This is a genomic window from Rhizobium sp. BK538 (assembly GCF_014197575.1).
GTDB lineage: Bacteria > Pseudomonadota > Alphaproteobacteria > Rhizobiales > Rhizobiaceae > Rhizobium.
On record NZ_JACIFT010000005.1, the window covers coordinates 246,423 to 267,818 of the forward strand.

A 21,396-nucleotide genomic window follows, 5' to 3' on the forward strand; every position below is an offset into this window, starting at 1 on the left:
GCGCATGTGATGGTCTTTTCAGGCTAGAAGCGGCTTATAGGCAAATGTATTTGCAAACGGAACCCCATAAATTGCGGAATCGACAGGAATTGGCGGAGCTTGTGAAGGTCTAGTCAATGTCCGGTACGACAAGCGTCCTGATCTCGCCCAGGCGGGCGGGACTGGAGATTGCTTCTACGGCGTCATTGAAGCCGATCCGGCGGGAGATCAGCGGCTCGACCTTGATGGTCCCCGATGCGATGAACTCGGCCGCGCGCTGGTGAGTGAACGGGTTGAGGAAGGAGTTCACCAGCTTGATCTCGCGGAAGAGGAGGTCGAAGGGCTCGACCTCAATCTTCATGCCCCGGGGCATGACGCCGAGGATGACGACGGTGCCGCCGCGCCGCGCAAGGCGGGGCGCCTGCTCGATCGTTTCGGCAACGCCCGCGCATTCGATGACGACGTCGGCGCCGCCCGGCAACAAACCGTCTGCCGCGATCAAGCGTGCCACGATATCGCCGCTTAAGGGATCCGCACTCGCGGTCGCTCCGAGCTTTTCGGCAAGCGTCCGCTTCTCCTCGGTGCGGGTAACAAGCACAACCTTGGTCGCTCCTGCCAGTCGGGCCAACTGCACGATGAGCAAGCCGATCACACCGCCGCCGAGGACGACGACCGAGGCGCCTGTTCGGATTTCGGCAAGGTCTACGCCGTGGATGCAGCAGGAAAGGGGTTCGCAGAAGGCGCCGTGGAGGGGATCCAGTGCCGAGGGCAGTTCGAAGGCCTGCTGCTGCGGAATGCAGACATATTCGGCAAAACCGCCGTCGCGATGGATGCCGATCGCCTGCAGGTTATGGCACAGATTGACGCGACCGCGCCGACATTCGGGGCAGCGGCCGCAGGCAATGTTCGGATCACCGGTCACGCGCATGCCTGCACGAAAGCCGCTCACACCGTCGCCCACCTTTTCGATGATGCCAGCAAACTCGTGGCCGAGCGTAACGGGTGGCTTGGAAGGAAACTCTCCAAGGAACAGGTGGCGGTCGGTGCCGCAAATGCCGCAGGCCTCCGTGCGAACAAGCAATTCGCCAACACCCGGTTCGGGACGCTCTACCTCGCGCAGGGCCAGCTTTCCCGTCGCTTCGAGCCGTACCGCCTTCATCGTTCGTCTCTCCTCCTCAGACTTCTTCGTGCAAGGAGGCCTGAATGGAGAGGTCTCGTCAAGCGGGTGCCGCGTGTCGCGCTTGGTAAGCATTTATTTGCCCTGCATTTGCGAAAATATCGTCGGGCCGACCTTTTTAGCGGTGCCGGTTCGTGAAAATTAATAAAGAGCGTGCTTTCTATTTATCGTTGCAAACCAGGAGGGCGGTTTGCTTGCAGGGGCGTCTTGAATTGACAATGTCTCAGCGTGATAAAAGGCCTGCGAGCCAGAGAACGTGGACTTTGGAGGTGCTATCGCACCTTAAGGTCCGGATGACGGCGGACCTTTGGCTTTATCTCGCCGTAGCAGTCTATTTCGTGATTGGTGTCGTGTTGCTGATCGCCGACGGCCACGCCGAGATGATGTCTTTCGGGCTGTATTTCGACCAATGGACCTATCTGTTCCTGTTCTTGATGCCTTTGATGGCGATCGTCTTCGACTATGCATGGATTTTCTTTCGCTTCGACGATAGGCGATCGCTGGCTGTGCGAAGAGCATTTTCGCCTCAGCGTTTGGCCCATCTCTTCTCGGGCATGGCGTTGCTGATGGCGCTGATGATTTTTCAAGGCACGTTCACATCGATCAAGAATCTATTGCCGATCATTCGGGGCGGCTTTCTCTACGATCAATGGCTCGCGAATCTCGATGCCCTGCTGTCGTTCGGCCGCGATCCCTGGAAGGTCCTGCTCTCGATCGCTGGCCACGACGCCATCATCAAGATCGTGGATTGGAATTACAGCGTATTGTGGTTCGTGGTCTGCTTCGGAACGCTCTTTTACGTGGCAACCTCGCCGCGAGCGGCGTCGATGCGTGTCCGCTATATCAGCATGTTCATGCTCGTCTGGGTGGTCTGCGGAAATATTCTTGCCGGCATCTTCATATCGGCCGGGCCTGTCTTTTATGGCGCGGTGACCGGTGATGAGCGGCGCTTTGCGGAGCTGGCCACTTTTCTGGCCTTGCCCGATGGTCCTACAGCCGCCAATCTGTTTCAAAGCTATCTTTGGTCGCTTCACGCGCACAGCACGTCCGGGTTCGGCTCGGGCATTTCGGCCTTTCCCAGCGTACATGTGGGGCTGATTGCCTTGAACGCATTCTTCGCGGCGGAGGTCTCACGCAAGCTGGGTATCATCGCCTTTTGTTACACCGCATTCGTAATGGCGAGCTCCGTCTATCTCGGCTGGCACTACGCAGTCGACGGCTATGCTTCGTTGCTTGTCGTTGGGGTCGGCCATTTTGCTCTTAGACGTCTGCTTGATCGCAAGCCAGGATTGGTCGCAACCGCGCTTCACGGTGCGGTCGCAACCGCTTGATTGTTTGAATATCGAAGGCCGTTCCACTGTCGTCGGCGGCCAAGGCGCTCTCCCGGGTAGCTGGAATTTCCCAACCGCCGAGATATATACATAGCGACCGAAGGTTTAGCCCGGGGGAACCGTCATGGAATGGAAAGGCCGGCGTCAGTCCGACAACATCGAGGATCGTCGTGGCGATCCTTCCATGGGCGGATTGGGCAGAGGAGGAGGCTTCAGTTTTCCATCCGGCGGCGGCATGGGTCGGCGTGGCGGCGGGCTGAGCATCGGCACCATCATCTTCCTCGTCGTCATCTATCTTGTCCTCAAGGCCATGGGCATCGACCTGCTGCAGATCATGGATGGCGGCATGACAACAGGCGGACCGGGCTACGAGCAGAGCGAATCGGGAAGCCAGACGCCCGCCAATGATGAAATGACGGCATTCGTTCGTACAGTGCTTGCCGAGACTGAAGACACCTGGAATGGGATCTTCCAGTCTCAGGGGCGTCAGTATGAGGAGCCTCGCCTCGTTCTCTTCTCCGGACAGACGCAGTCTAAATGCGGTTTTGCCTCGGCGGCGACCGGGCCTTTCTACTGCCCGAGCGACCACAAGGTCTACCTCGACACGGCCTTCTTCAACCAGCTAAGCCGCCAGTTCGGTGCCTCCGGCGATTTTGCCGAAGCCTATGTGGTGGCCCACGAGGTCGGCCATCATGTTCAGAATTTGCTCGGCATCCTGCCGAAATTCAATCAAGCGCGCCAGCGCATGAGTGAGGCGGACGCCAACAAGATGTCGGTTCGCGTCGAACTGCAAGCCGACTGCTTTGCCGGCATCTGGGGCAAATTCACCGAGCAGAAGGGTATTCTCGAGGCCGGCGATCTGGAGGAGGCGTTGAACGCAGCCCAGCAGATCGGCGACGACACGTTACAGAAGCGCAGCCAGGGCTATGTGGTGCCGGAAAGCTTCAACCACGGCACCTCGGAGCAGCGGGCCCGATGGTTCAAGCGCGGCTTCGACAGCGGGCAGTTGTCCGCGTGCGATACGTTCTCAGGGCCGATCTGAAACAGCCTCTTTTGAGCTGGCCGCCGCTCGGGGGGCATTCGTCGATTTCGTCAGACGCGAGCAGTGCAAAGGCCGCACAGGTCTGCCTTTGTTCCGGTTCTCGATCAACAGAAGTCGTGAGCCTATCAAAAGATTTGAGATGTTCACGGATTGTTTCGCTCATGTACGTGAGCTATGTAACATATCCGGCGACGAGATCGTCTTTTCAGAAAAAAACCTACTGTAGAGATGTCTGATGCTCGATCCGAAATTTGTTCGTCGCGGCCTCTTCCTCGTCTTCATGATCCTGTTTCTCGACGTGATCGGGATTGCGATCATCATGCCGGTGTTGCCGGCCTATCTCGAGCAATTGACCGGCGGGTCCGTGAGCGACGCAGCTCTCGATGGCGGCTGGCTGCTTGTTGTCTACGCAGTCATGCAGTTCCTGTTCGCGCCATTTCTCGGCAATCTCAGCGACCGCTTCGGACGGCGTCCCATCCTGCTTCTGTCGGTGCTGACGTTTGCGATCGACAACTTCATCTGTGCGGTGGCGACGAGCTTCTGGATGCTCTTCATTGGTCGCGCGCTGGCTGGCCTCAGCGGCGGCAGCTTTGCGACCTGTTCGGCCTACATCGCTGATATTAGCAATGATGACAATCGCGCTAAAAATTTCGGCTTGATCGGCATTGCGTTCGGCGTCGGTTTCACGATCGGGCCTGTCATCGGCGGCTTCCTCGGAGAGTTCGGCCCCCGGGTGCCGTTTCTCGGGGCTGCGGCTCTTTCGTTCGCAAATTTCGTTGCCGCCTATTTCATGCTTCCCGAGACCTTGGAGGCAAGGCATCGTCGGACGTTTGAATGGAAGCGTGCCAATCCGCTCGGTGCGCTGAAGCAGATGCGCAGCTATTCCGGTATCGGGCCGATCTGTGCGGTCATGTTCCTTTTCTGGCTGGCGCATGCCGTCTATCCGGCTGTCTGGTCCTTCGTGTCGACCTACCGCTATGGCTGGAGTGAAGGCCAGATTGGGCTCTCGCTCGGCATTTACGGCATTGGCGCCGCCTTCGTCATGGGCGTCATCCTGCCGAAAATCGTGCCCGTGCTCGGCGAGTGGAAGACAGCCGTCCTCGGCTTGTCTTTTTCCGTCGTTGGACTGACGGGCTACGCCTTCGCCTGGGAGGGCTGGATGGTTTACACGGTGATCGTGCTGACTGTGATGGAGAACGTCGCTGATCCGCCGCTACGAAGCATAGCAGCCGGCAAAGTGCCGCCGTCGGCGCAAGGTGAGCTGCAAGGGGCGCTTACAAGCCTCAGCAGCATCACCACGATTGTCGGACCGCTGATCTTTACGCAGCTGTTCGGCTACTTCACGAGGCCAGAAGCGCCGGTGCCGTTTGCCGGAGCGCCGTATCTGCTGTCGGCGATCATCATCCTGATCGCGGCCATCGTGTTTTTGGCGAAGGTGCGTACGGTCAGGGCCGCAGACGTCGTCGGGCAGCCAGCCGAATGAGCCATCAGAATTCGTGATGCGATGATGAATTTTTCATCATTTGCATAGTTTTGAGTAGTTCTTTGCGGGGCTTTGATCTAAGCCGTCTTGATGTTTTGCCGCAACTTGCGGCCGTTGCCGATTCAATCACAGGAAAAGTGTCATGGACACGCCGATCGACGCGCGCAAGCTTGCGCCGAAAACCGATAACCATTGGGCTGCGCATTTCCGCGCCACGCTGGCGCTCGGAATCCCGCTGATCGGCGCGCAGTTGGCTCAGCTCGGCATCCATACGACCGACGTGATGATCGTGGGGCGCCTCGGCGCTGAAAATCTTGCCGCAATGGTGCTTTCGGCGCAGTTCCTGTTCACGATCCTCGTCTTCGGCTCGGGTTTCGCCATCGCGGTCATACCGATGGTTGCGCAGGCCTACGGCAGGGGCGACGTCGTCAGCGTGCGCCGGTCGCTGCGCATGGGTCTTTGGGTCGTGCTCGCCTATTGGGTGATCATGCTGCCGGCGTTCTTCAACTCCGAGCGGATACTGCTCGCCGCCGGGCAGAAGCCCGAAGTGGCGGCACTGGCGCATGGCTACATCCTGATCGGTCAGTTCGGTGTGTTGCCGGGCCTGCTCTACAACGTCATGCGCTCGCTCGTCAGTGCGATCGGCAGAGCGGCGGTCGTTCTCAACGTGACGATCGCGATGCTGGTGCTGAATGCCTTCTTCGCCTATGCGCTGGTGCTTGGCCATTTCGGCTTTCCGGCAATGGGCCTTGAAGGAGCAGCGATCGTTTCGGTCGCCGTGCAGACTGCCGGCTTCCTGTTTATCGTTGCCTATGTGCAGAGCAGGCAGGACACGCGACGCTACGAGATTTTCGTGCGGTTCTGGCGTCCCGACTGGAAGGCATTCTGGGAGGTCGCGCGTCTCGGTCTGCCGATCAGCGTGACGCTCCTCGCCGAGGTAAGCCTCTTTACGGTTGCCTCGTTGCTGATGGGGCATATTGGAACGATCGAGCTTGCGGCCCATGGTATCGCGCTGCAATGGGCTTCGATCGCCTTCATGATCCCGCTCGGCTTGTCGCAGGCGGCAACCGTTCGGGTTGGTGTGGCGCACGGGCAGGGCGACTACACCGCCGTCGTTCGAGCCTCGATCGCAGTGGTCGTCATCGCCTGCCTGATCGCCAGTGCCGGTGGCATCCTGTTTGCTGCCGCTCCTGAGTTCCTGGGAAGCTGGTTCCTCGATACGAAGCTGCCGGAGGCGCCGCAGGTGCTTGCCTATGCCGGGCCGCTGATCGTCGTAGCAGGGCTCTTTCAGTTGGTCGATGGCCTCCAGGCAATCGCCAATGGCCTGCTGCGTGGGCTGAAGGATGCACGCGTGCCGATGATCCTAGCACTGATTGCCTATTGGCCGATCGGCTTCTTCCTTGCCTGGGCCTTTGCGTTCCCGCTTGGCTTCGGCGGTATCGGCATCTGGTTCGGCTTTTTGGTCGGGCTTGCGGCGGCAGCCGTGATGCTTTGCGGACGCTTCTACCTGCTTCTGCGCAGCGAGAAGGATATGGCCGGCGCCTAGCCGGCCAATTCGGATCAAGCCGCGATCGGCTTATAATTGGCGATGTCGGCACGAATGCCGAGCCGTTCGAATAGCGCTTGCGGATCGAAGTTTCGCGCACGGTGGGCGGCCTGCACGACGGCCCTTACCCGGTCGATCACCTCCGCACTTTCCCATTGTGCGATCGTCACGAAGTTGAACTCGCCTGGTCCTGAAACCTGCTCCAGCACCTGATGGCTGATGAAGCCTTCTTGCGCCTGCAAGACTTCGTGCGTTTTCAGCACGTTCATCAGGAACTCCTCGCGCGCTGCCTCCGGAACAGCAAACTTGTCGATCCGGTAAAACGCTCCGTTCATCCTTGTCTCCTTTGCCTGGATGTCACGAGGCGGGTGTAATTCCTCAAGTTAAGTTGAGGTCAATAGGCCAAAACAAAAAGACCCGCTCGGTAGCGGGCATTCAAACCGCGCGAGATGGACGGTCGCTCGGCGAGCCTCCTCTCACCCTCAGGCGCGGCTGCCGCTGCTAGTAGTTATACATCGACATCGGATCATTGATGCAGGCGTAGTCCAGGAGACACTGTCGCCCGGTGCGGTCCCGCAAACTGGCAGTACTCAGCTTGTCTCCAGGCCCGCATTGGGCCGGCGGATAGCGGAAGTTGCGGCCCCCGAAGCCGAGGCGCACATAAACCTTCTTAGATTGGCGGATAATCTGCGCAAGCTGAGCGCAGCTGTAATCCTTTGCATCGACCTTCACGGGCCCGGCGGCAAGAGATACCGTCGGGAGCAAGCACGCAACTGCTAGGATTAAGCATCTCATGGCTGCCTCCCTGACCGAAGGTCAGTAAATCAGCACTCTCGACACTATTCAAACGGATATCGCGTGGCCGCAGCCATCGTTGAGCGCAACAGCTCAACAAAGAAAAAGCCCGCTCGGAAGCGGGCTCTCGAATTGCTGGAACGGCTGTGTCTCAGCGCTCGGCGAGGGCTTCCTCGCCCTTCTTCGCACGCACCAGATTGATGAAGCGGCGGAAGAGGTAGTGGCTGTCCTGCGGCCCCGGGGAGGCTTCCGGGTGATGCTGCACCGAGAAGATCGGCTTGCCGGCGACGCGTAGCCCGCAGTTGGTGCCGTCGAAGAGGGAAACGTGAGTCTCCTCAATACCCTGTGGCAGAGACTTCGTGTCGACCGCGAAGCCGTGGTTCATCGAGACGATCTCGACCTTGCCTGTGGTGTGGTCCTTCACCGGATGGTTGGCGCCGTGATGGCCCTGATGCATCTTCTCGGTCTTGGCGCCGAGGGCGAGGCCCAGCATCTGATGGCCGAGGCAGATACCGAAGACCGGGATGTCGGTCTTGATCAGTTTCTGGATGACGGGAACGGCGTATTCGCCTGTCGCAGCCGGGTCACCCGGGCCGTTCGACAGGAAAATGCCGTCCGGCTGCATGGCCAGCACGTCCTCGGCGCTCGTCGTTGCCGGCATCACCGTGACCTTGCAGTCGAGGCCGGCAAAGAGGCGCAGGATGTTGCGCTTGACGCCATAGTCGAGGCAGACGACGTGATACTTGGCATTTTCGGAGGCGAGCTCGCCGTAGCCCTCGTTCCAGATCCAAGGGGTCTGCGCCCATTGCGAGGATTGGCCGGAAGAGGCGATCTTGGCGAGGTCGAGACCTTCGAGGCCGCTCCAGGCCTTGGCTTCCGCCTTCAGCGTCTCCACGTCGAACACACCGTTCGGGTCGTGGGCGATGACGGCGTTCGGCGAGCCGTTCTCGCGGATCCAGGCCGTCAGCGCGCGGGTGTCGACGCCGCAGAGGCCGATGATGCCGCGGGCCTTCAGCCAGGCATCGAGATGCTTGGCAGCGCGGTAGTTGGACGGCTCGGTGATGTCGGCCTTGAAGATGACGCCGACGGCGCCGTGGCGTGCCGCGGGCGTCAGGTCTTCGATGTCTTCGTCGTTGGTGCCGATGTTGCCGATATGCGGGAAAGTGAAGGTGACGATTTGGCCGAGGTAGGAGGGATCGGTGAGGATTTCCTCGTATCCGGTCAGCGCTGTGTTGAAGACCACTTCGGCCTGGACCTTGCCGGTCGCGCCGATGCCCTTGCCTTCGATGACGGTTCCGTCTGCGAGAACGAGCAGGGCGGTCGGCTTTTCGGTTGTCCAGGGTGCAGTTGCGGTCATCTTCATCCCGTTTCCGGCAGCCATACGTCCTTGGGCAACGTTGGCCGGCCATTTGGTTCGCAAGCATATGCGCGCGGCAAGGCACGCGCTCTCAGGCCTGATCACGAATTTTTGGTGCAGGTGGCGGTAAATAGCCACGCTATTGCGCGAGGTCAATCTTTGTACCGCACATTCTGCCGGTTTTCTCGCGCTTTCTGCCGCCTGTTTCCGCAATTTATTTGATCCCATGCATTCGCGTGGTTTATGAAGCGGCATTCAAACAGGAGTGATTACAATGTTGCGCGATCAACTCGCCGCCGCCCTCAAGGATGCCATGAAGTCCAAGAACGCCGAACGGCTTTCGACCGTTCGCCTGATCCAGGCAGCGATCAAGGACCGGGATATCGCCAATCGCGGCGCCGGAAAGGAAGAGGCTGGTGACGACGAGATTTTGCAGATCCTCGCCAAGATGGTGAAGCAGCGCGACGAATCGGCGAAGATCTATGAGGAGAACGCGCGTCCCGAACTGGCCGCGAAGGAGCGTGCCGAGATTGGCGTGCTTCAGGACTTCCTGCCGAAGCAGCTTTCGGACGCCGAAGTGCGCAGCAACATCGCCGCGATCATCGCTGAGATCGGTGCGGCGGGCCCGAAGGATATGGGCAAGGTGATGGCCGTTCTGAAGGAGCGCTATGCCGGCCAGATGGACTTCTCCAAGGCATCCGGCGCCGTCAAGGAACAGCTGAACTGATCAGCGCAGGCTCGCCGTCTTCCTGGCGGCGGGCCCTAGGACCGCCTCTGCGGCGGCATCGACAACCGCGAATTTTGCCGCCTGATATCCCCAATATTCCATGACAAAAGCGCGCGATATCCAAGTGTCGCCCTTATAGGGCGGCTGGGTCCAGCCCACGCTTCCCATTTCGGACGCCTGCGTCAGCAGGCGCTTCAGATGCGTGTTGGAGATCATGAACTGGTCACGGATTTCCTTGAGCGACAGCGGCCCGATGTAGGCCCGCTCCGAGCTGCGATCGAAGGTGTCGATGCGGCTCATGAGGTAGTCCATGATCAGGCCGCCGGAATTGGCCCAGTTGAACAGACTGTATGTTGCGCCGGGGTCGCGCACGGCGTCGCTATCGATGATCGCCTTGGAAATCAGCGGCTGTATCTTGGAGAAGGCTGCCGGGTCGGCGTTGATTCGGTCCAGCCGATTGCTGCCGTCCAGACTGTCGAGAATGAAAAGATGCGTGGCGAGCCACCTGAAAAAGTGCTCGTGGGCAGTTTCCGTCGGCTCCAACAGGCGCGTGCGCTTGTCGCTGGTACTCTCGACCGGGCGAAGGAACCGGTATGCAAGCATTTCCTGGATAAAGGCTGCGGCGGTGTTGCGGCTGGCAATCTTGTTGGCCACGACGAAGGCGATGAAACGGCCGGAATAGAGGCCGAGTTTCGGTTCGCCAGGGTAGCCGAAATGAAGGGCGAAGCCGGCATGGGCCATCAGCCAGCGCTGTTGCGCGGCAAAGATCGATGCGATGCGCGGGCTCTCGCGATAGATCGACAGCATTTCGCGGGCGCAATGCAGCACGGCCACGAAGAAGGCGTCGCTTTCTAAAAAATCTTCAACTTTATGTGGCATGCGACCATCCCGATAGGTCGCTTTCATTAGGCATCGGACGATAACTGTCAATGCCTTCCGCGGCCGATAGTGGAGGCGGAAATATCAAAAATTAAACCTTTGGGTGAAATTAAAGAAGGCAGGAGCTGGGGGTGCTCCTGCCTTCTTGCTCTTTGCTTCCGGTGGCAACGCAGGACCGAGATCCAAGCCAACAGGTACTTGCAAAGACACCCTTGCGAGGCGGCGCCGGGGGTAGGGATGGTGCCTCGCACGGGGATCGCTGTGTTGGCTCTGAAGTTATTGCGACGCGGCAAGTGATTCAAATTACAAAAAAATAATGATTGGCGACGGAGGCTGCCTTAGATGTGTCATTCGTGCTTGAGGTTGTGGCTTTGCGACGGGCAATCATCATTTCGAGCAATTGCGAAGCTGTTGTTCCGTCATCGATTTTTGACGATTGGCAAAAAATGAGTGGCCGGCACGCTCGTCTGGCATACACGCAAAAAGCGGGTTGCGGCTTTCAGTGTCGCACCCCATGTCGCAGGGGCGGTAACGTATTTTTGAACGCGCATTCCTGGAGATTTTTCAAGCCACGAAGGCCCTGTGAATAGCGCGTCCTTTGGCCAAATGCCGTGGCATGTGCCGATGAACCTGCTTATATGGACCCAGCTAAGAGGTTCAGATGCGCTTTTCCAATTCCTTTCTCGACGAGATACGCGATCGCGTGCCGATTTCGGACGTGATCGGTCGTCGTGTGAGCTGGGATAAGCGCAAGACCAACGTCTCTCGCGGCGATTATTGGGCCTGTTGCCCGTTTCACGGCGAAAAGTCGCCGAGCTTTCACTGCGAGGACCGCAAGGGGCGCTACCACTGCTTCGGCTGTGGCGTCACCGGCGATCACTTCCGATTCCTGACGGATCTGGAGGGGTTGAGCTTCCCGGAGGCCGTGCAGCAGATCGCCGATATGGCAGGCGTTGCTATGCCGGTTGCCGATCCGGTCATGGAAAAGCGCGAGAAGGAGCGCACCTCGCTTCTCGACGTGATGGAGCTCGCGACCAAGTTCTTTCAGGATCAGCTACAAACGGCAAACGGTGCGCGGGCGCGCGCTTATCTGCGCGATCGCGGGCTGACGGGGCGGACGATCGAGACGTTCCGGCTTGGCTTCGCGCCGGACAGCCGCAATGCCCTGAAAGAGTTTCTGGCAGGCAAGGGCGTTGCCAAGGAGCAGATCGAGGCTTGTGGTCTGGTGGTCCACGGTCCCGACGTGCCGGTCTCCTATGACCGTTTCCGTGACCGCATCATGTTTCCGATCCTGTCGTCCCGCGAGAAAGTGATTGCTTTCGGCGGGCGGGCCATGTCTGCGGACGCGCCGGCCAAATATCTCAATTCCAACGAGACGGAGCTCTTCCACAAGGGCAATGTGCTCTACAATTTCGCGCGCGCCCGCCGGGCGACGCAGGGCGCCAACGGCGAGGGCACGATCATCGCCGTCGAAGGCTATATGGACGTGATCGCGCTGCATCAGGCCGGCGTCGAGAATGCCGTCGCGCCGCTTGGCACCGCATTGACCGAGAATCAGCTCGACCTCCTCTGGAAGATGACGCCGCAGCCGGTGCTTTGCTTTGATGGCGACGGCGCCGGCATTCGCGCTGCCAATCGCGCAGCCGATCTGGCGCTCCCGCATATCAAGCCAGGGCGCACCGTTCGCTTTGCCCTGCTGCCAGACGGCAAGGATCCGGACGATCTGGTGCGCAACGAGGGGCGCGCGCCCTTCGACAAGGTGATGAGCCAGGCCAAGCCGCTGGCTGAGATGATCTGGGGCCGTGAAATCAATACTGGGCAGTTCGAGACGCCTGAAGCGAAGGCGGAGCTCGAAGCGCGGTTGAAGCAGCTCGTCGCCGTCATTGCCGATGAGAATGTCCGCCGTCACTACCAGCAGGACATGCGCGACCGGCTGAACGGCTTCTTTCAGCCGCAATTCCAGAATCGTAGCAATGAGCGGCGAAGCTTCGATCGCGGCGCCGGCCAATCCCGCGGCCGTGGCGGGGATGGCGCGCGCGGCCCGCGCCTTTCCGGCGGCGGCATTTCCGATCGGCTGGCCCGCTCCGGTCTGGTTCGTGGCCATCAGGAAACACCTGCCTTGCGAGAGAGCGTGCTGGCGCTGACGGTCATCAACCATCCGGCCTTGATGCAGGACGAATATGACGAGATCGCCTCGATCGATTACGACAACCGCGAGCTTCAGCGGCTCTGGTCCGTCATGCTCGGGGCTGCGGCGGCCGTTGCCGGGCCGCATCTGACGCGTGAGTATCTGCAGGAGCGCATGGAAGAGCAGGGTTTCGGTCCGTTGCTGCAGGGGCTTGAGCAGCAGATTCGCAATGCTCGCCTCTGGATCGCTACATCGGAGGCGGCAATGGAGGATGCACGGGAGGGGTATCGGCAGGCGCTCGCCTTCCATAAGCGTGCCAAGGCTTTGCGCTTCCAGAAGATCGAGCTTGAGCGTGAGATCGCCGAGGCGACCGAAGCCGGCAACGGCGAGGTGATCGACCAGTTGATGCGCGCTTTGCAGGAGGTCCATTTCGAAGGGCTTCGCCTTGAGAACCAGGAAGCGATCATCGATGGTTTCGGCGTGCTTTCCGGCCGCGTCAAGGGAGCGGCGAGCCATTGATGGGTTCGGCAGATCGGGGACGCGACGTTCGGCTTCAGCTTCCTCGCTGTGCCGACAACCGCCAACAGACAGTCGACGGCGGGCGGCACGTCATTCCGAATCCGAGATGATTTCCATAAACCGGCGGCCGTATCGTTCGAGCTTGGTCGCGCCAACACCTGAGATCGACAACATTTCGTGATCTGTCGTCGGTCGCTCGGTTGCAAACGCGATGAGTGTGGTATCCGGGAAAATCACATAAGGAGCGACGCCCATTTCCTTGGCGATGGACATCCGTTCCGCTCGCATCGCCTGGAAGAGCTGCTCATCGCGACCAGACAGGCCAGTACCCCTTTTTGCCTGCGGCGCCCTACCTTTGGCCCCCTTGCCAAATTTTTCCCGGTAATCCTTGCGCAGGACAACGTTGATTTCCTTCTTGAAGACCGCACGAGCTGACTGATCGAGCTTTATGGCTCCAAACTCGTCATGGGCGACCGAAATGAAGGAATGGGCGAGCAACTGTCTAAACACAGATTGCCAGGTTCTGGCCGGAAGGTCTTTTCCTGCGCCGAACACGGGCATCTCGGTATGGCCGAACTTCGAGGTGCGATCCGTTAAGTTGCCGGTCAGCACGTCGATCAGATGAGCTACGCCGAAGCGCTCGCCCGTTCGATAAACGGCCGCCAATGCTTTGATAGAGGCTGCGGTGCCATCCCAGGTTTCGACCGGCCGGTTGCAGGTGTCGCAATTTCCGCACCGCGCGGACGCCGCTTCGCCGAAGTGGCCAAGGATCGCCTTTCGCCGGCATCCCGCCGTCTCGCAGATTCCGAGAAGGGCGTTCAGTTTCGCCCGTTCTATGCGCTTGATCTCGTCCGTCGCTTCGCCTTCGTCGATCATGCGGTGACGCTGGACGATGTCCGCCATGCCGTAGATCATGAAGGCTTCAGACGGGAGACCATCGCGACCTGCGCGTCCAGTTTCCTGGTAATAGGCTTCGACCGAAGAGGGGAGGTCAACATGCGCCACGTAGCGAACGTTCGGCTTGTTGATGCCCATCCCAAAGGCCACGGTCGCGACGAGGCAAAGGTCTTCTTCTAAACGAAACGCGTCCTGGTTCGCTGCCTTCTCGGTCGGATCCATCTTGGCATGGTATGCTTTGGCCTTGATGCCGTGACCGTTTAGCCATTCAGCGGTCTCTTCGACCTTCTTCCTCGATAGGCAATAGACGATCCCGCTCGATCCCTCGTGCCGCTTCAGGAAGCGCAGGAGCTGACTTCTGGCATTGTCCCGCTCCACGATCTCGTATGAAATGTTCGGGCGGTCGAAGCTATCCATGTAAACGACGGCGTCATCCAGTTCCAACTGCCGGATGATGTCAGCCCGTGTATGAGCGTCCGCGGTCGCCGTCAGCGCAATTCTGGGGACATCGGGGTAAAGCTCCTTGAGCTTGCCAAGTCCAAGGTAATCTTTGCGAAAATTATGTCCCCAGGAACTGACGCAGTGGCATTCGTCGATAGCGATCAGGGAAATCGGCACGCTTCCGAACAGGTCGGCAAAGCCAGGCATCACAACGCGCTCCGGCGTTACATACAGGAGCTTGATCTTGCCAGCTCGCAGACTGGACCGGACATGGCGGGATTCTTCTTCGGATTGCTGCGACCAAAGGCACTCGGCTGCCACGCCCAGCGACTTCAGCTCCTCAACCTGATCCCTCATCAACGCGATGAGCGGCGAGATGATAATGGTCGTTCCCGGCAGGCAAACACCGGGTATCTGGAAGCACAGGGATTTGCCCTTGCCCGTCGGGAATAGCACGAGCGCATCGCCTCCAGACATGACATGGCGAATGACGTCTGCCTGCTTTCCACGGAAGCTGTCGTACCCCCAGACGCGTTTCAACACTTCCTCGGGGGAAGCGCGGTCGTCGAACAGTGCGCAAGACGCGGAGCGTTGGCTGGCAGCAGGCATCATTGAATGCCTTGCGAAAGGTTCCGGGGCTGATGGCGTTTTTGTACGAAGAAAACTCATGGCGTAGGGATACTACGATTCGCATGAAGCATGCCGCGAGAAGCTGAGGTTTCCCCGCTTCCTGACATCGATAAGGCTTTCAAAGGATGCTTCGAGATTCCGACGAGGGACGTTTGCCAGGTGTTGCTGCTCATGCGGACTGCCGCATTCATGCTCATCGCCGTGGTTTCCTGCGTCGTCTTCGAGATGGTGCCAGCTGTTTTGGGACGCGTCGAGGGGCTTCGATCTCCAGTCTTTGCTTTGCTAATCCTCGTTTCGCCTATCTTGCTATTGTTCATACGATGTCCACGGGATGGCAAAATCCTGTGGGCATGCGGTTGTGGCCTTCAACAGACGTCATCGTCCGCGACTGCTATTCCGGCTGGCGGCTACAAGGCCAGACGAAGCGGTTCGGGATTCAGTCGTTCAATGGGGACGGGGAGCGATCCCGGTGCGTTCCAGGCTGAAGTCCATCGGGGCGCGCCCCCGTTCAGTCGCGGAAGTCTACTTTTACCCCCGGTTTCACCATGCTTGCGAGTTCCTCGACGTCCCAATTGGTAAGCCTGACGCATCCGTGTGAGCCAGCCTTGTCGATCAGATTGGGCTGCGGAGTTCCGTGAATGCCATAGGTTGGCTCGGAGAGGTCGATCCAAACCGTTCCGACTGGGTTATTGGGGCCGCTTGGCAGTTCAAGTTTCTTTTTATTTTTGCCCTGCTGGAAGTTGAGCTTGGGATTGTAAACGTATTTTGGATCGCGAGCGACGCCAATAACCTTGTGTCGCCCAGTGGGAGAGGGGTTGTCCTCGCTGCCGATAGTGGCGGGATATACGGCCAGGATGGATCCGTCCTTAGCATATGCGATCACCTGACCACTCTTGCGTCTCGCTTCGATCAGTTTAACGCTCCCGGTTTTCGGCGCACCTATGACCGCGACCGAAATTGTTTCGCCCGGGATGAATTTTTTCTCAGGGTTCAGCGCTTTCAACAGGTTAGTGTCCATGTGGAATCTCTCTGACAGCCTCTCAGCTACGCTGGTGTAGCCAAGATGCTGCATTTCAGCCTGCTTGGCGTAGTCCTTCGGTATGTTCTCGACCAAATCCGCGGCGTCATCCGGAGCGATCACATAGGGTCCGATGACATGGTGATCATCGTTCAAACGCTTGGCCATCTCCGGATCTGGCTTCCCATCGACGGGCAAACCCTGCATTGCTTCGAAGCCAGCGACAGCCTTCGTCAGGTTCTCCCCGGGGAGCCCGTCGATTACGCCCGGCGACGAACCCGCTCGATCCAGGAGAACCTGAAGGTGGACGAGGGCCGGGTCCGGCTGCGGTGATCGCTCTGCCGGTTGGTCGGAGATGCTGGCTGTCACTGCATCGTTGACGGCTTGGGCCGAAATTTCCTGCCCGTTTCCGATACCGTGGACCAGAAGCAAGATGAATCCGCCGATCAGTAGGGTTTTTATCATGTTCCTAGAAACGCTGAGTGATCAAAAGGTTCCGCTGCCAACCCTCACTGGCGGTACGACGCTCATTGCCTTCGCGACCGAGCGGCCGCGCACGCACAAGGAGATGCTCGCCATCTCGGGCGTCGGCCAACCGAAACTCGAGCGCTACGGAGATGCGTTTCTAGACGTGATCCTCAGCCACGACGGCTAGGGTTTGACCGTACGTTTTAACAATGGCATCTTCCATGCCACGACACATGCAGGCATCCCGCGATGCACTGTTCGCATGGTGCCTCCTTTTGCCTTCGGTCCATAGCTTGCCATTGCCGCCATCGTTTCCAGCAACCGTCGGCGCAGAGAGTGAAAACATCCCACAGACATTGCCTTGAACGCGCAAGTTAACAGCGGAGAATGTTGGATGCCTGACCCGTCGCAATCGCAGCCGCATTCTCATCTGGGATCTCTGGTCATCATCGCTGCCGTGGTCGCCATCGGAGCAGGGGCGTTCGCTTACACTGCAGGATGGTTCTCGCCCGGGCGTCTCACCCCGACGAAGCTCGTCGGTGCGCTGGCGCCACCCGATGGGCCGGCGCTTGGCCATCGGCGAAATCACGCAAAAGGCATCTGTTTCACCGGCGTATTTGAAGCGAACGGGAATGGCACGGCTCTCTCCCGTGCGACCGCTTTCGTTGCTGGGCAATATCCGGTTGTCGGACGATTCAATCTTGGTACGCCTGACCCGAGTGCAACCGACGCCACGGTTCGCGTGCGGGGGATCGGGGTTCAGATTTCGACCCCCGACGGCGACGTTTGGCGCATGGCCATGATCGATCCGCCAATCTTTCCGGTCGCCACGCCTCAGGCGTTCTACGAGCTGCTCGAAGCGTCGAAGAGCAAGGATCCGGAGGTCATGAAAGCTTTCGCCGCAGCGCATCCGGAATTTGCGGCATTCGGCAAGTGGGCAACGACTGCGCCGTGGACCGCCAGCTACGCGGAAGTGGCATTCAATAGCCTCAACGCCTTCATCTTTACCGATGGCGCCGGCGCAGACCACGCTGTCCGCTGGTCGCTGACGCCGCAGGCGCAGGTCACGCCGATTTCCGCTCCTGACCTGGAAAAGCTTGGTCCCAACCACTTGGACGAGGACATCATGGACCGCGTCAGCAAGGCGCCGCAGCGCTGGACGATGGTCTTAACGCGAGCCGACCCATCGGACCCAACCTCGGATCCGACGAAGGCGTGGCCACCGGAGCGCAGAACTGTTCAGGCCGGCACGCTGGTCGTGCAGAAGATCGAGGTGGAGGCAGACGGCCCTTGCCGCGACATCAACTTCGATCCGACCGTCTTGCCTGATGGCATCAAGGTGTCCGACGATCCGTTCCCGGCAGCGCGCTCGGCAGCTTATGCCAAGTCTTATGACCTGCGTACTTCGGAAGCGAGTTACTACCCTCGAACCGCCGGGAGCACAAAGCCATGAGCCGCACCAACACCGAGTTCACCGCGCTTCAGCGCTCATTGCACTGGCTGATGGCAATCTGCATTCTGGCAATGCTTTTTATCGGCGTCGGGATGGTGTCCACGATCGGGCGGCAGTACACCCCTTTGCTGGCCACCCATAAGACGCTCGGCATCACAATTCTCGTACTGGCCCTGATCCGCCTTGTGGTCCGATTTATCTATGGCGCGCCGGCGCTGCCTGTCGATCTTCCCGAGCCGATGAAGCTCGCCGCGCACCTGTCGCACCTTGCCTTGTACGCACTGATGATCGGCATGCCGCTGATTGGCTGGGCCATGATGTCTGCAGGCGCCTATCCTATCGTCCTTTACGGTCAGATACGGCTTCCTGCGATCCTGCCGCAGAGCAACAGCCTGCACACACTGCTGTGGAACGCGCACTTCTATCTGGCCTTTGCCTTTTTCGCGCTCGTCTTGCTGCATCTTGCGGCCGCGCTGTTTCATGCGCTTGTCCGGCGCGACGGGGTCTTGCAGACCATGCTGCCGGTCGGGAACAATGATGTGCCACTGAAACCCCAGCGGAACGAACATTAGAGCGCCTCGCGAAGGAGCAGCTCGATCTGCCAGCGTCGGCCGCTTGTCGAGCATGCAGCCGAGATCGCCTGGAATGTTGTCATCGCCGGCACGGCGCCCATGCTCATCACAAGCGCCTCGGATACCCGTCGTGGACGCTGACCGGTTCTGATCTGTGTCAATCCACACAGTGGATATGATTTGACGATCTGCGTCCGCAAAACCAGGCTTGAGGACGGCAAGACAGGCGCTTGGCTATGTGCTAGTGCAGGGCATCGGGAAACATCACAAGAAGGGCATTCAATGACCTCGCAATTCCTCTCCCACCTGCGCACCGAACTTGCCGCACTGAAGGACGCCGGGCTTTACAAGTCCGAGCGCATCATCACGTCGAAGCAGGCAGGCGAAATCGCCGTTACCTCAGGCGAGCGGGTTTTGAACTTCTGCGCCAACAACTACCTCGGGCTCGCCGACAACGAGGAGCTTGCCGAAGCGGGCAAGAAGGCGCTCGACCGCTATGGCTATGGCATGGCCTCCGTGCGCTTCATCTGCGGCACGCAGGAGGAGCACAAGCAGCTCGAGGCGCGCATTTCCTCCTTCCTCGGCATGGAAGACACCATCCTCTATTCCTCGTGTTTCGACGCTAACGGCGGCCTGTTCGAAACGCTGCTCGGTGAGGAAGATGCGATCATCTCAGACGCGCTGAACCATGCCTCGATCATCGACGGTGTGCGCCTCTCCAAGGCCAAGCGCTTGCGCTATGCCAACAATGACATGAAGGCGCTGGAGGAAGAGCTGAAGAAGGCGCAAGGCAGTCGCTTCAAGCTGATCGCCACCGACGGTGTCTTTTCGATGGACGGCATCATTGCCAATCTGCAGGGCGTCTGCGATTTGGCCGAGAAGTATGGCGCGATGGTCATGGTCGATGACAGCCACGCCGTCGGCTTCGTTGGCAAACACGGGCGCGGATCGGCGGAGCATTGCGGGGTCGAGGGCCGGGTCGATATCATCACCGGGACGCTTGGGAAGGCGCTCGGCGGTGCTTCCGGCGGCTATACCTCGGCCAAGGCGGAAACGGTCGAGTGGCTCCGCCAGCGGTCGCGTCCCTATCTGTTCTCGAATACGCTGGCGCCCGTGATCGCCGCGGCGTCCCTCAAGGTCTTCGATCTCATTGAGAATGGCGATGCACTGCGCGAGCGGCTGGCGGCCAATGCGACGCTGTTCCGCTCCGCGATGACGAAGCTCGGCTTCACGTTGGCGGGCGAGGGGCATCCGATCATTCCGGTCATGCTCGGCGATGCCAAGCTGGCGCAGGACATGGCGGCGCTGATGTTGAAAAAGGGCGTCTACGTGATCGGCTTCTCCTTCCCGGTTGTGCCGAAAGGGCAAGCACGCATCCGCACGCAGATGTCGGCCGCGCATTCGCGTGCGGACGTCGAGCGGACGATCGCAGCCTTCGCGGAAGCTGGCCGCGAACTCGGTGTCATCTAAAGGGTTTGGGAGAGTAGGATCATGTCGAACATGATGAAGGCACTGGTCAAGGCAAAGCCGGAGGTCGGGCTTTGGATGGAGCATGTTCCCGTTCCCGAGGTCGGGCCGAACGATGTGCTGATCAAGGTGAAAAAATCCGCGATCTGCGGCACCGATGTGCATATCTGGAACTGGGACCAGTGGGCGCAGAAGACCATTCCGGTGCCGATGGTGGTTGGCCACGAATTCTGCGGCGAGATCGCACAGATCGGCTCGGCGGTAACGAAATATCATGTCGGCGAGCGGGTCTCCGGCGAGGGACATATCGTCTGCGGCAAGTGCCGCAACTGCCGTGCAGGTAGAGGGCATCTGTGCCGCAATACGCTGGGCGTCGGCGTCAACCGCCCCGGTTCCTTCGGAGAGTTCGTCTGCATTCCCGAGGCGAACGTGGTGCCAATCCCGGATGATATTCCCGACGAGATAGCCGCGATCTTCGATCCATTCGGCAACGCGGTGCACACGGCGCTGTCCTTCGATCTCGTCGGCGAGGACGTGCTTGTCACCGGCGCTGGGCCGATCGGCATCATGGGGGCGCTGGTCGCCAAGCGATCGGGGGCGCGCAAGGTCGTCATCACCGATATCAACCCGCACCGGCTCGACCTCGCCCGCAAGCTTGGCATCGATTATGTCGTCGACGCCTCGAAGGAGAACCTTGCCGATGTGATGAAGTCGATCGGCATGACCGAGGGCTTCGACGTCGGACTGGAAATGTCGGGCGCCGCACCGGCGTTCCGCGACATGATCGACAAGATGAATAATGGCGGCAAGATCGCCATCCTCGGCATCGCACCCGCCGGCTTCGAGATCGACTGGAACAAAGTCATCTTCAAGATGCTTAACCTGAAGGGCATCTACGGCCGCGAGATGTTCGAGACCTGGTACAAGATGATTGCCTTCGTGCAAGGCGGGTTGGATCTGTCGCCTGTCATCACGCACCGGATCGGCATCGATGACTTCCGGGAGGGGTTCGAGGCGATGCGCTCCGGCAACTCCGGCAAGGTGGTCATGGATTGGAACTGAGGGGGACTTATGATTTACGAGGGAAGCTGCCATTGCGGCAAAATCGCATTCGAAGTGGACGGGGAGTTCACCTCCGCCCTTGATTGCAATTGTTCACTTTGCCGACGGCGCGGAGGGCTGCTCGCCTTCGTTGCGCGCGACAAGTTCACGCTGAAAACGCCGCGTGAGACCCTGTCGACCTATACGTTCAATACGCGCACCATTCAGCACCGCTTCTGCGACACGTGCGGCATTGCTCCTTTCGCCGAAGCCAAAATGCCTGATGGCGCCGAGATGGCGTGCATCAACGTCCGCTGCATTCCTGCTGTCGATCTTGCAAGTCTAGAGATCCAACCCTGGGATGGGCAGTCTCACTAAGCTTTCGACCCGGATTGAACAACTGGCGGCGGGCAGACGAATCTTGGCGGCAACTTTGCCGTTCAAGA

The 21,396-nt window shown here is 59.6% G+C and carries 19 protein-coding genes; 12 read left to right on the forward strand and 7 right to left on the reverse strand.

Going from position 1 to position 21,396, the window contains the following annotated elements:
- Positions 1 to 109: 109 nt before the first annotated feature.
- Complete coding sequence (locus FHX09_RS08395; RefSeq protein WP_183719304.1) at positions 110 to 1,138, reverse strand: zinc-dependent alcohol dehydrogenase family protein; 1,029 nt, start codon at positions 1,136 to 1,138, stop codon at positions 110 to 112.
- 311 nt (positions 1,139 to 1,449) lie between these two features.
- Here FHX09_RS08395 and FHX09_RS08400 point away from each other — a divergent pair, with 311 nt between their 5' ends.
- The 4 genes from FHX09_RS08400 (at position 1,450) to FHX09_RS08415 (ending at position 6,558) form a co-directional block, all read left to right on the forward strand.
- Entirely contained in the window at positions 1,450 to 2,487 is a 1,038-nt protein-coding gene (locus FHX09_RS08400; RefSeq protein WP_246699406.1) for a phosphatase PAP2 family protein, read from the forward strand.
- 124 nt (positions 2,488 to 2,611) lie between these two features.
- A complete protein-coding gene (locus FHX09_RS08405; RefSeq protein ID WP_007790077.1) occupies positions 2,612 to 3,529 on the forward strand; it encodes a neutral zinc metallopeptidase in 918 nt (305 codons plus the stop codon).
- 235 nt (positions 3,530 to 3,764) lie between these two features.
- Positions 3,765 to 5,012, forward strand: a complete 1,248-nt coding sequence (locus FHX09_RS08410) for a TCR/Tet family MFS transporter (protein ID WP_184449737.1) — start codon at positions 3,765 to 3,767, stop codon at positions 5,010 to 5,012.
- Positions 5,013 to 5,154: 142 nt separating this feature from the next.
- Positions 5,155 to 6,558, forward strand: coding sequence for an MATE family efflux transporter (locus FHX09_RS08415; RefSeq protein WP_007790082.1), 1,404 nt, complete (start codon positions 5,155 to 5,157; stop codon positions 6,556 to 6,558).
- A 14-nt stretch (positions 6,559 to 6,572) separates the two neighbouring features.
- On the opposite strand, the gene FHX09_RS08420 is transcribed toward FHX09_RS08415, so the two are convergent.
- The 3 genes from FHX09_RS08420 to carA all read right to left on the reverse strand — a co-directional run bounded on the left by FHX09_RS08420 (position 6,573) and on the right by carA (position 8,710).
- The gene (locus tag FHX09_RS08420) at positions 6,573 to 6,893 is read right to left on the reverse strand and encodes an antibiotic biosynthesis monooxygenase (protein WP_007790084.1); all 321 of its coding nucleotides are present in this window, start codon (positions 6,891 to 6,893) and stop codon (positions 6,573 to 6,575) included.
- A gap of 166 nt (positions 6,894 to 7,059) precedes the next feature.
- Positions 7,060 to 7,353: a hypothetical protein gene (locus FHX09_RS29760; protein ID WP_246699407.1), complete on the reverse strand. Its 294-nt coding sequence runs from the start codon at positions 7,351 to 7,353 to the stop codon at positions 7,060 to 7,062.
- A gap of 151 nt (positions 7,354 to 7,504) precedes the next feature.
- Positions 7,505 to 8,710 carry a glutamine-hydrolyzing carbamoyl-phosphate synthase small subunit gene (gene carA / locus FHX09_RS08425; protein WP_183719336.1) on the reverse strand — a complete coding sequence of 402 codons (1,206 nt, stop codon included), beginning with the start codon at positions 8,708 to 8,710 and terminating at the stop codon, positions 7,505 to 7,507.
- A 274-nt stretch (positions 8,711 to 8,984) separates the two neighbouring features.
- Between carA and FHX09_RS08430 the strand changes: the two genes are divergently transcribed.
- A complete protein-coding gene (locus FHX09_RS08430; RefSeq protein WP_007790091.1) occupies positions 8,985 to 9,437 on the forward strand; it encodes a GatB/YqeY domain-containing protein in 453 nt (150 codons plus the stop codon).
- Here FHX09_RS08430 and FHX09_RS08435 read toward each other — a convergent pair whose 3' ends face one another.
- On the reverse strand, positions 9,438 to 10,316 hold the full coding sequence (locus FHX09_RS08435; RefSeq protein WP_132588741.1) for a hypothetical protein: 879 nt from the start codon (positions 10,314 to 10,316) through the stop codon (positions 9,438 to 9,440). It lies immediately after the preceding gene.
- 661 nt (positions 10,317 to 10,977) lie between these two features.
- Here FHX09_RS08435 and dnaG point away from each other — a divergent pair.
- On the forward strand, positions 10,978 to 12,963 hold the full coding sequence (gene dnaG / locus FHX09_RS08440; protein WP_184449739.1) for a DNA primase: 1,986 nt from the start codon (positions 10,978 to 10,980) through the stop codon (positions 12,961 to 12,963).
- 90 nt (positions 12,964 to 13,053) lie between these two features.
- Here the strand turns inward: dnaG and recQ are convergent, their stop codons facing one another.
- Together recQ and FHX09_RS08450 are read right to left on the reverse strand one after the other, a co-directional pair.
- A complete protein-coding gene (recQ, locus tag FHX09_RS08445) occupies positions 13,054 to 14,913 on the reverse strand; it encodes a DNA helicase RecQ (RefSeq protein WP_184449741.1) in 1,860 nt (619 codons plus the stop codon).
- Between the two features lie 526 nt (positions 14,914 to 15,439).
- On the reverse strand, positions 15,440 to 16,414 hold the full coding sequence (locus tag FHX09_RS08450) for a L,D-transpeptidase (RefSeq protein WP_132588738.1): 975 nt from the start codon (positions 16,412 to 16,414) through the stop codon (positions 15,440 to 15,442).
- Here FHX09_RS08450 and FHX09_RS30455 point away from each other — a divergent pair.
- The 6 genes from FHX09_RS30455 to FHX09_RS08480 all read left to right on the forward strand — a co-directional run bounded on the left by FHX09_RS30455 (position 16,383) and on the right by FHX09_RS08480 (position 21,328).
- Positions 16,383 to 16,604: an HRDC domain-containing protein gene (locus FHX09_RS30455; protein WP_348649162.1), complete on the forward strand. Its 222-nt coding sequence runs from the start codon at positions 16,383 to 16,385 to the stop codon at positions 16,602 to 16,604. The two genes, FHX09_RS08450 and FHX09_RS30455, sit on opposite strands and share 32 nt — an antisense overlap.
- Before the next feature lie 207 nt (positions 16,605 to 16,811).
- Entirely contained in the window at positions 16,812 to 17,870 is a 1,059-nt protein-coding gene (locus tag FHX09_RS08460) for a catalase family peroxidase (protein WP_184449743.1), read from the forward strand.
- Positions 17,867 to 18,442 carry a cytochrome b gene (locus FHX09_RS08465; protein ID WP_184449745.1) on the forward strand — a complete coding sequence of 192 codons (576 nt, stop codon included), beginning with the start codon at positions 17,867 to 17,869 and terminating at the stop codon, positions 18,440 to 18,442. Before FHX09_RS08460 ends, FHX09_RS08465 begins: the two co-directional genes overlap by 4 nt.
- Before the next feature lie 282 nt (positions 18,443 to 18,724).
- Positions 18,725 to 19,912: a glycine C-acetyltransferase gene (locus FHX09_RS08470; RefSeq protein ID WP_132588735.1), complete on the forward strand. Its 1,188-nt coding sequence runs from the start codon at positions 18,725 to 18,727 to the stop codon at positions 19,910 to 19,912.
- A gap of 21 nt (positions 19,913 to 19,933) precedes the next feature.
- On the forward strand, positions 19,934 to 20,971 hold the full coding sequence (tdh, locus tag FHX09_RS08475) for an L-threonine 3-dehydrogenase (protein ID WP_007790106.1): 1,038 nt from the start codon (positions 19,934 to 19,936) through the stop codon (positions 20,969 to 20,971).
- A gap of 9 nt (positions 20,972 to 20,980) precedes the next feature.
- Complete coding sequence (locus FHX09_RS08480; RefSeq protein WP_007790107.1) at positions 20,981 to 21,328, forward strand: GFA family protein; 348 nt, start codon at positions 20,981 to 20,983, stop codon at positions 21,326 to 21,328.
- Positions 21,329 to 21,396 lie beyond the last annotated feature (68 nt).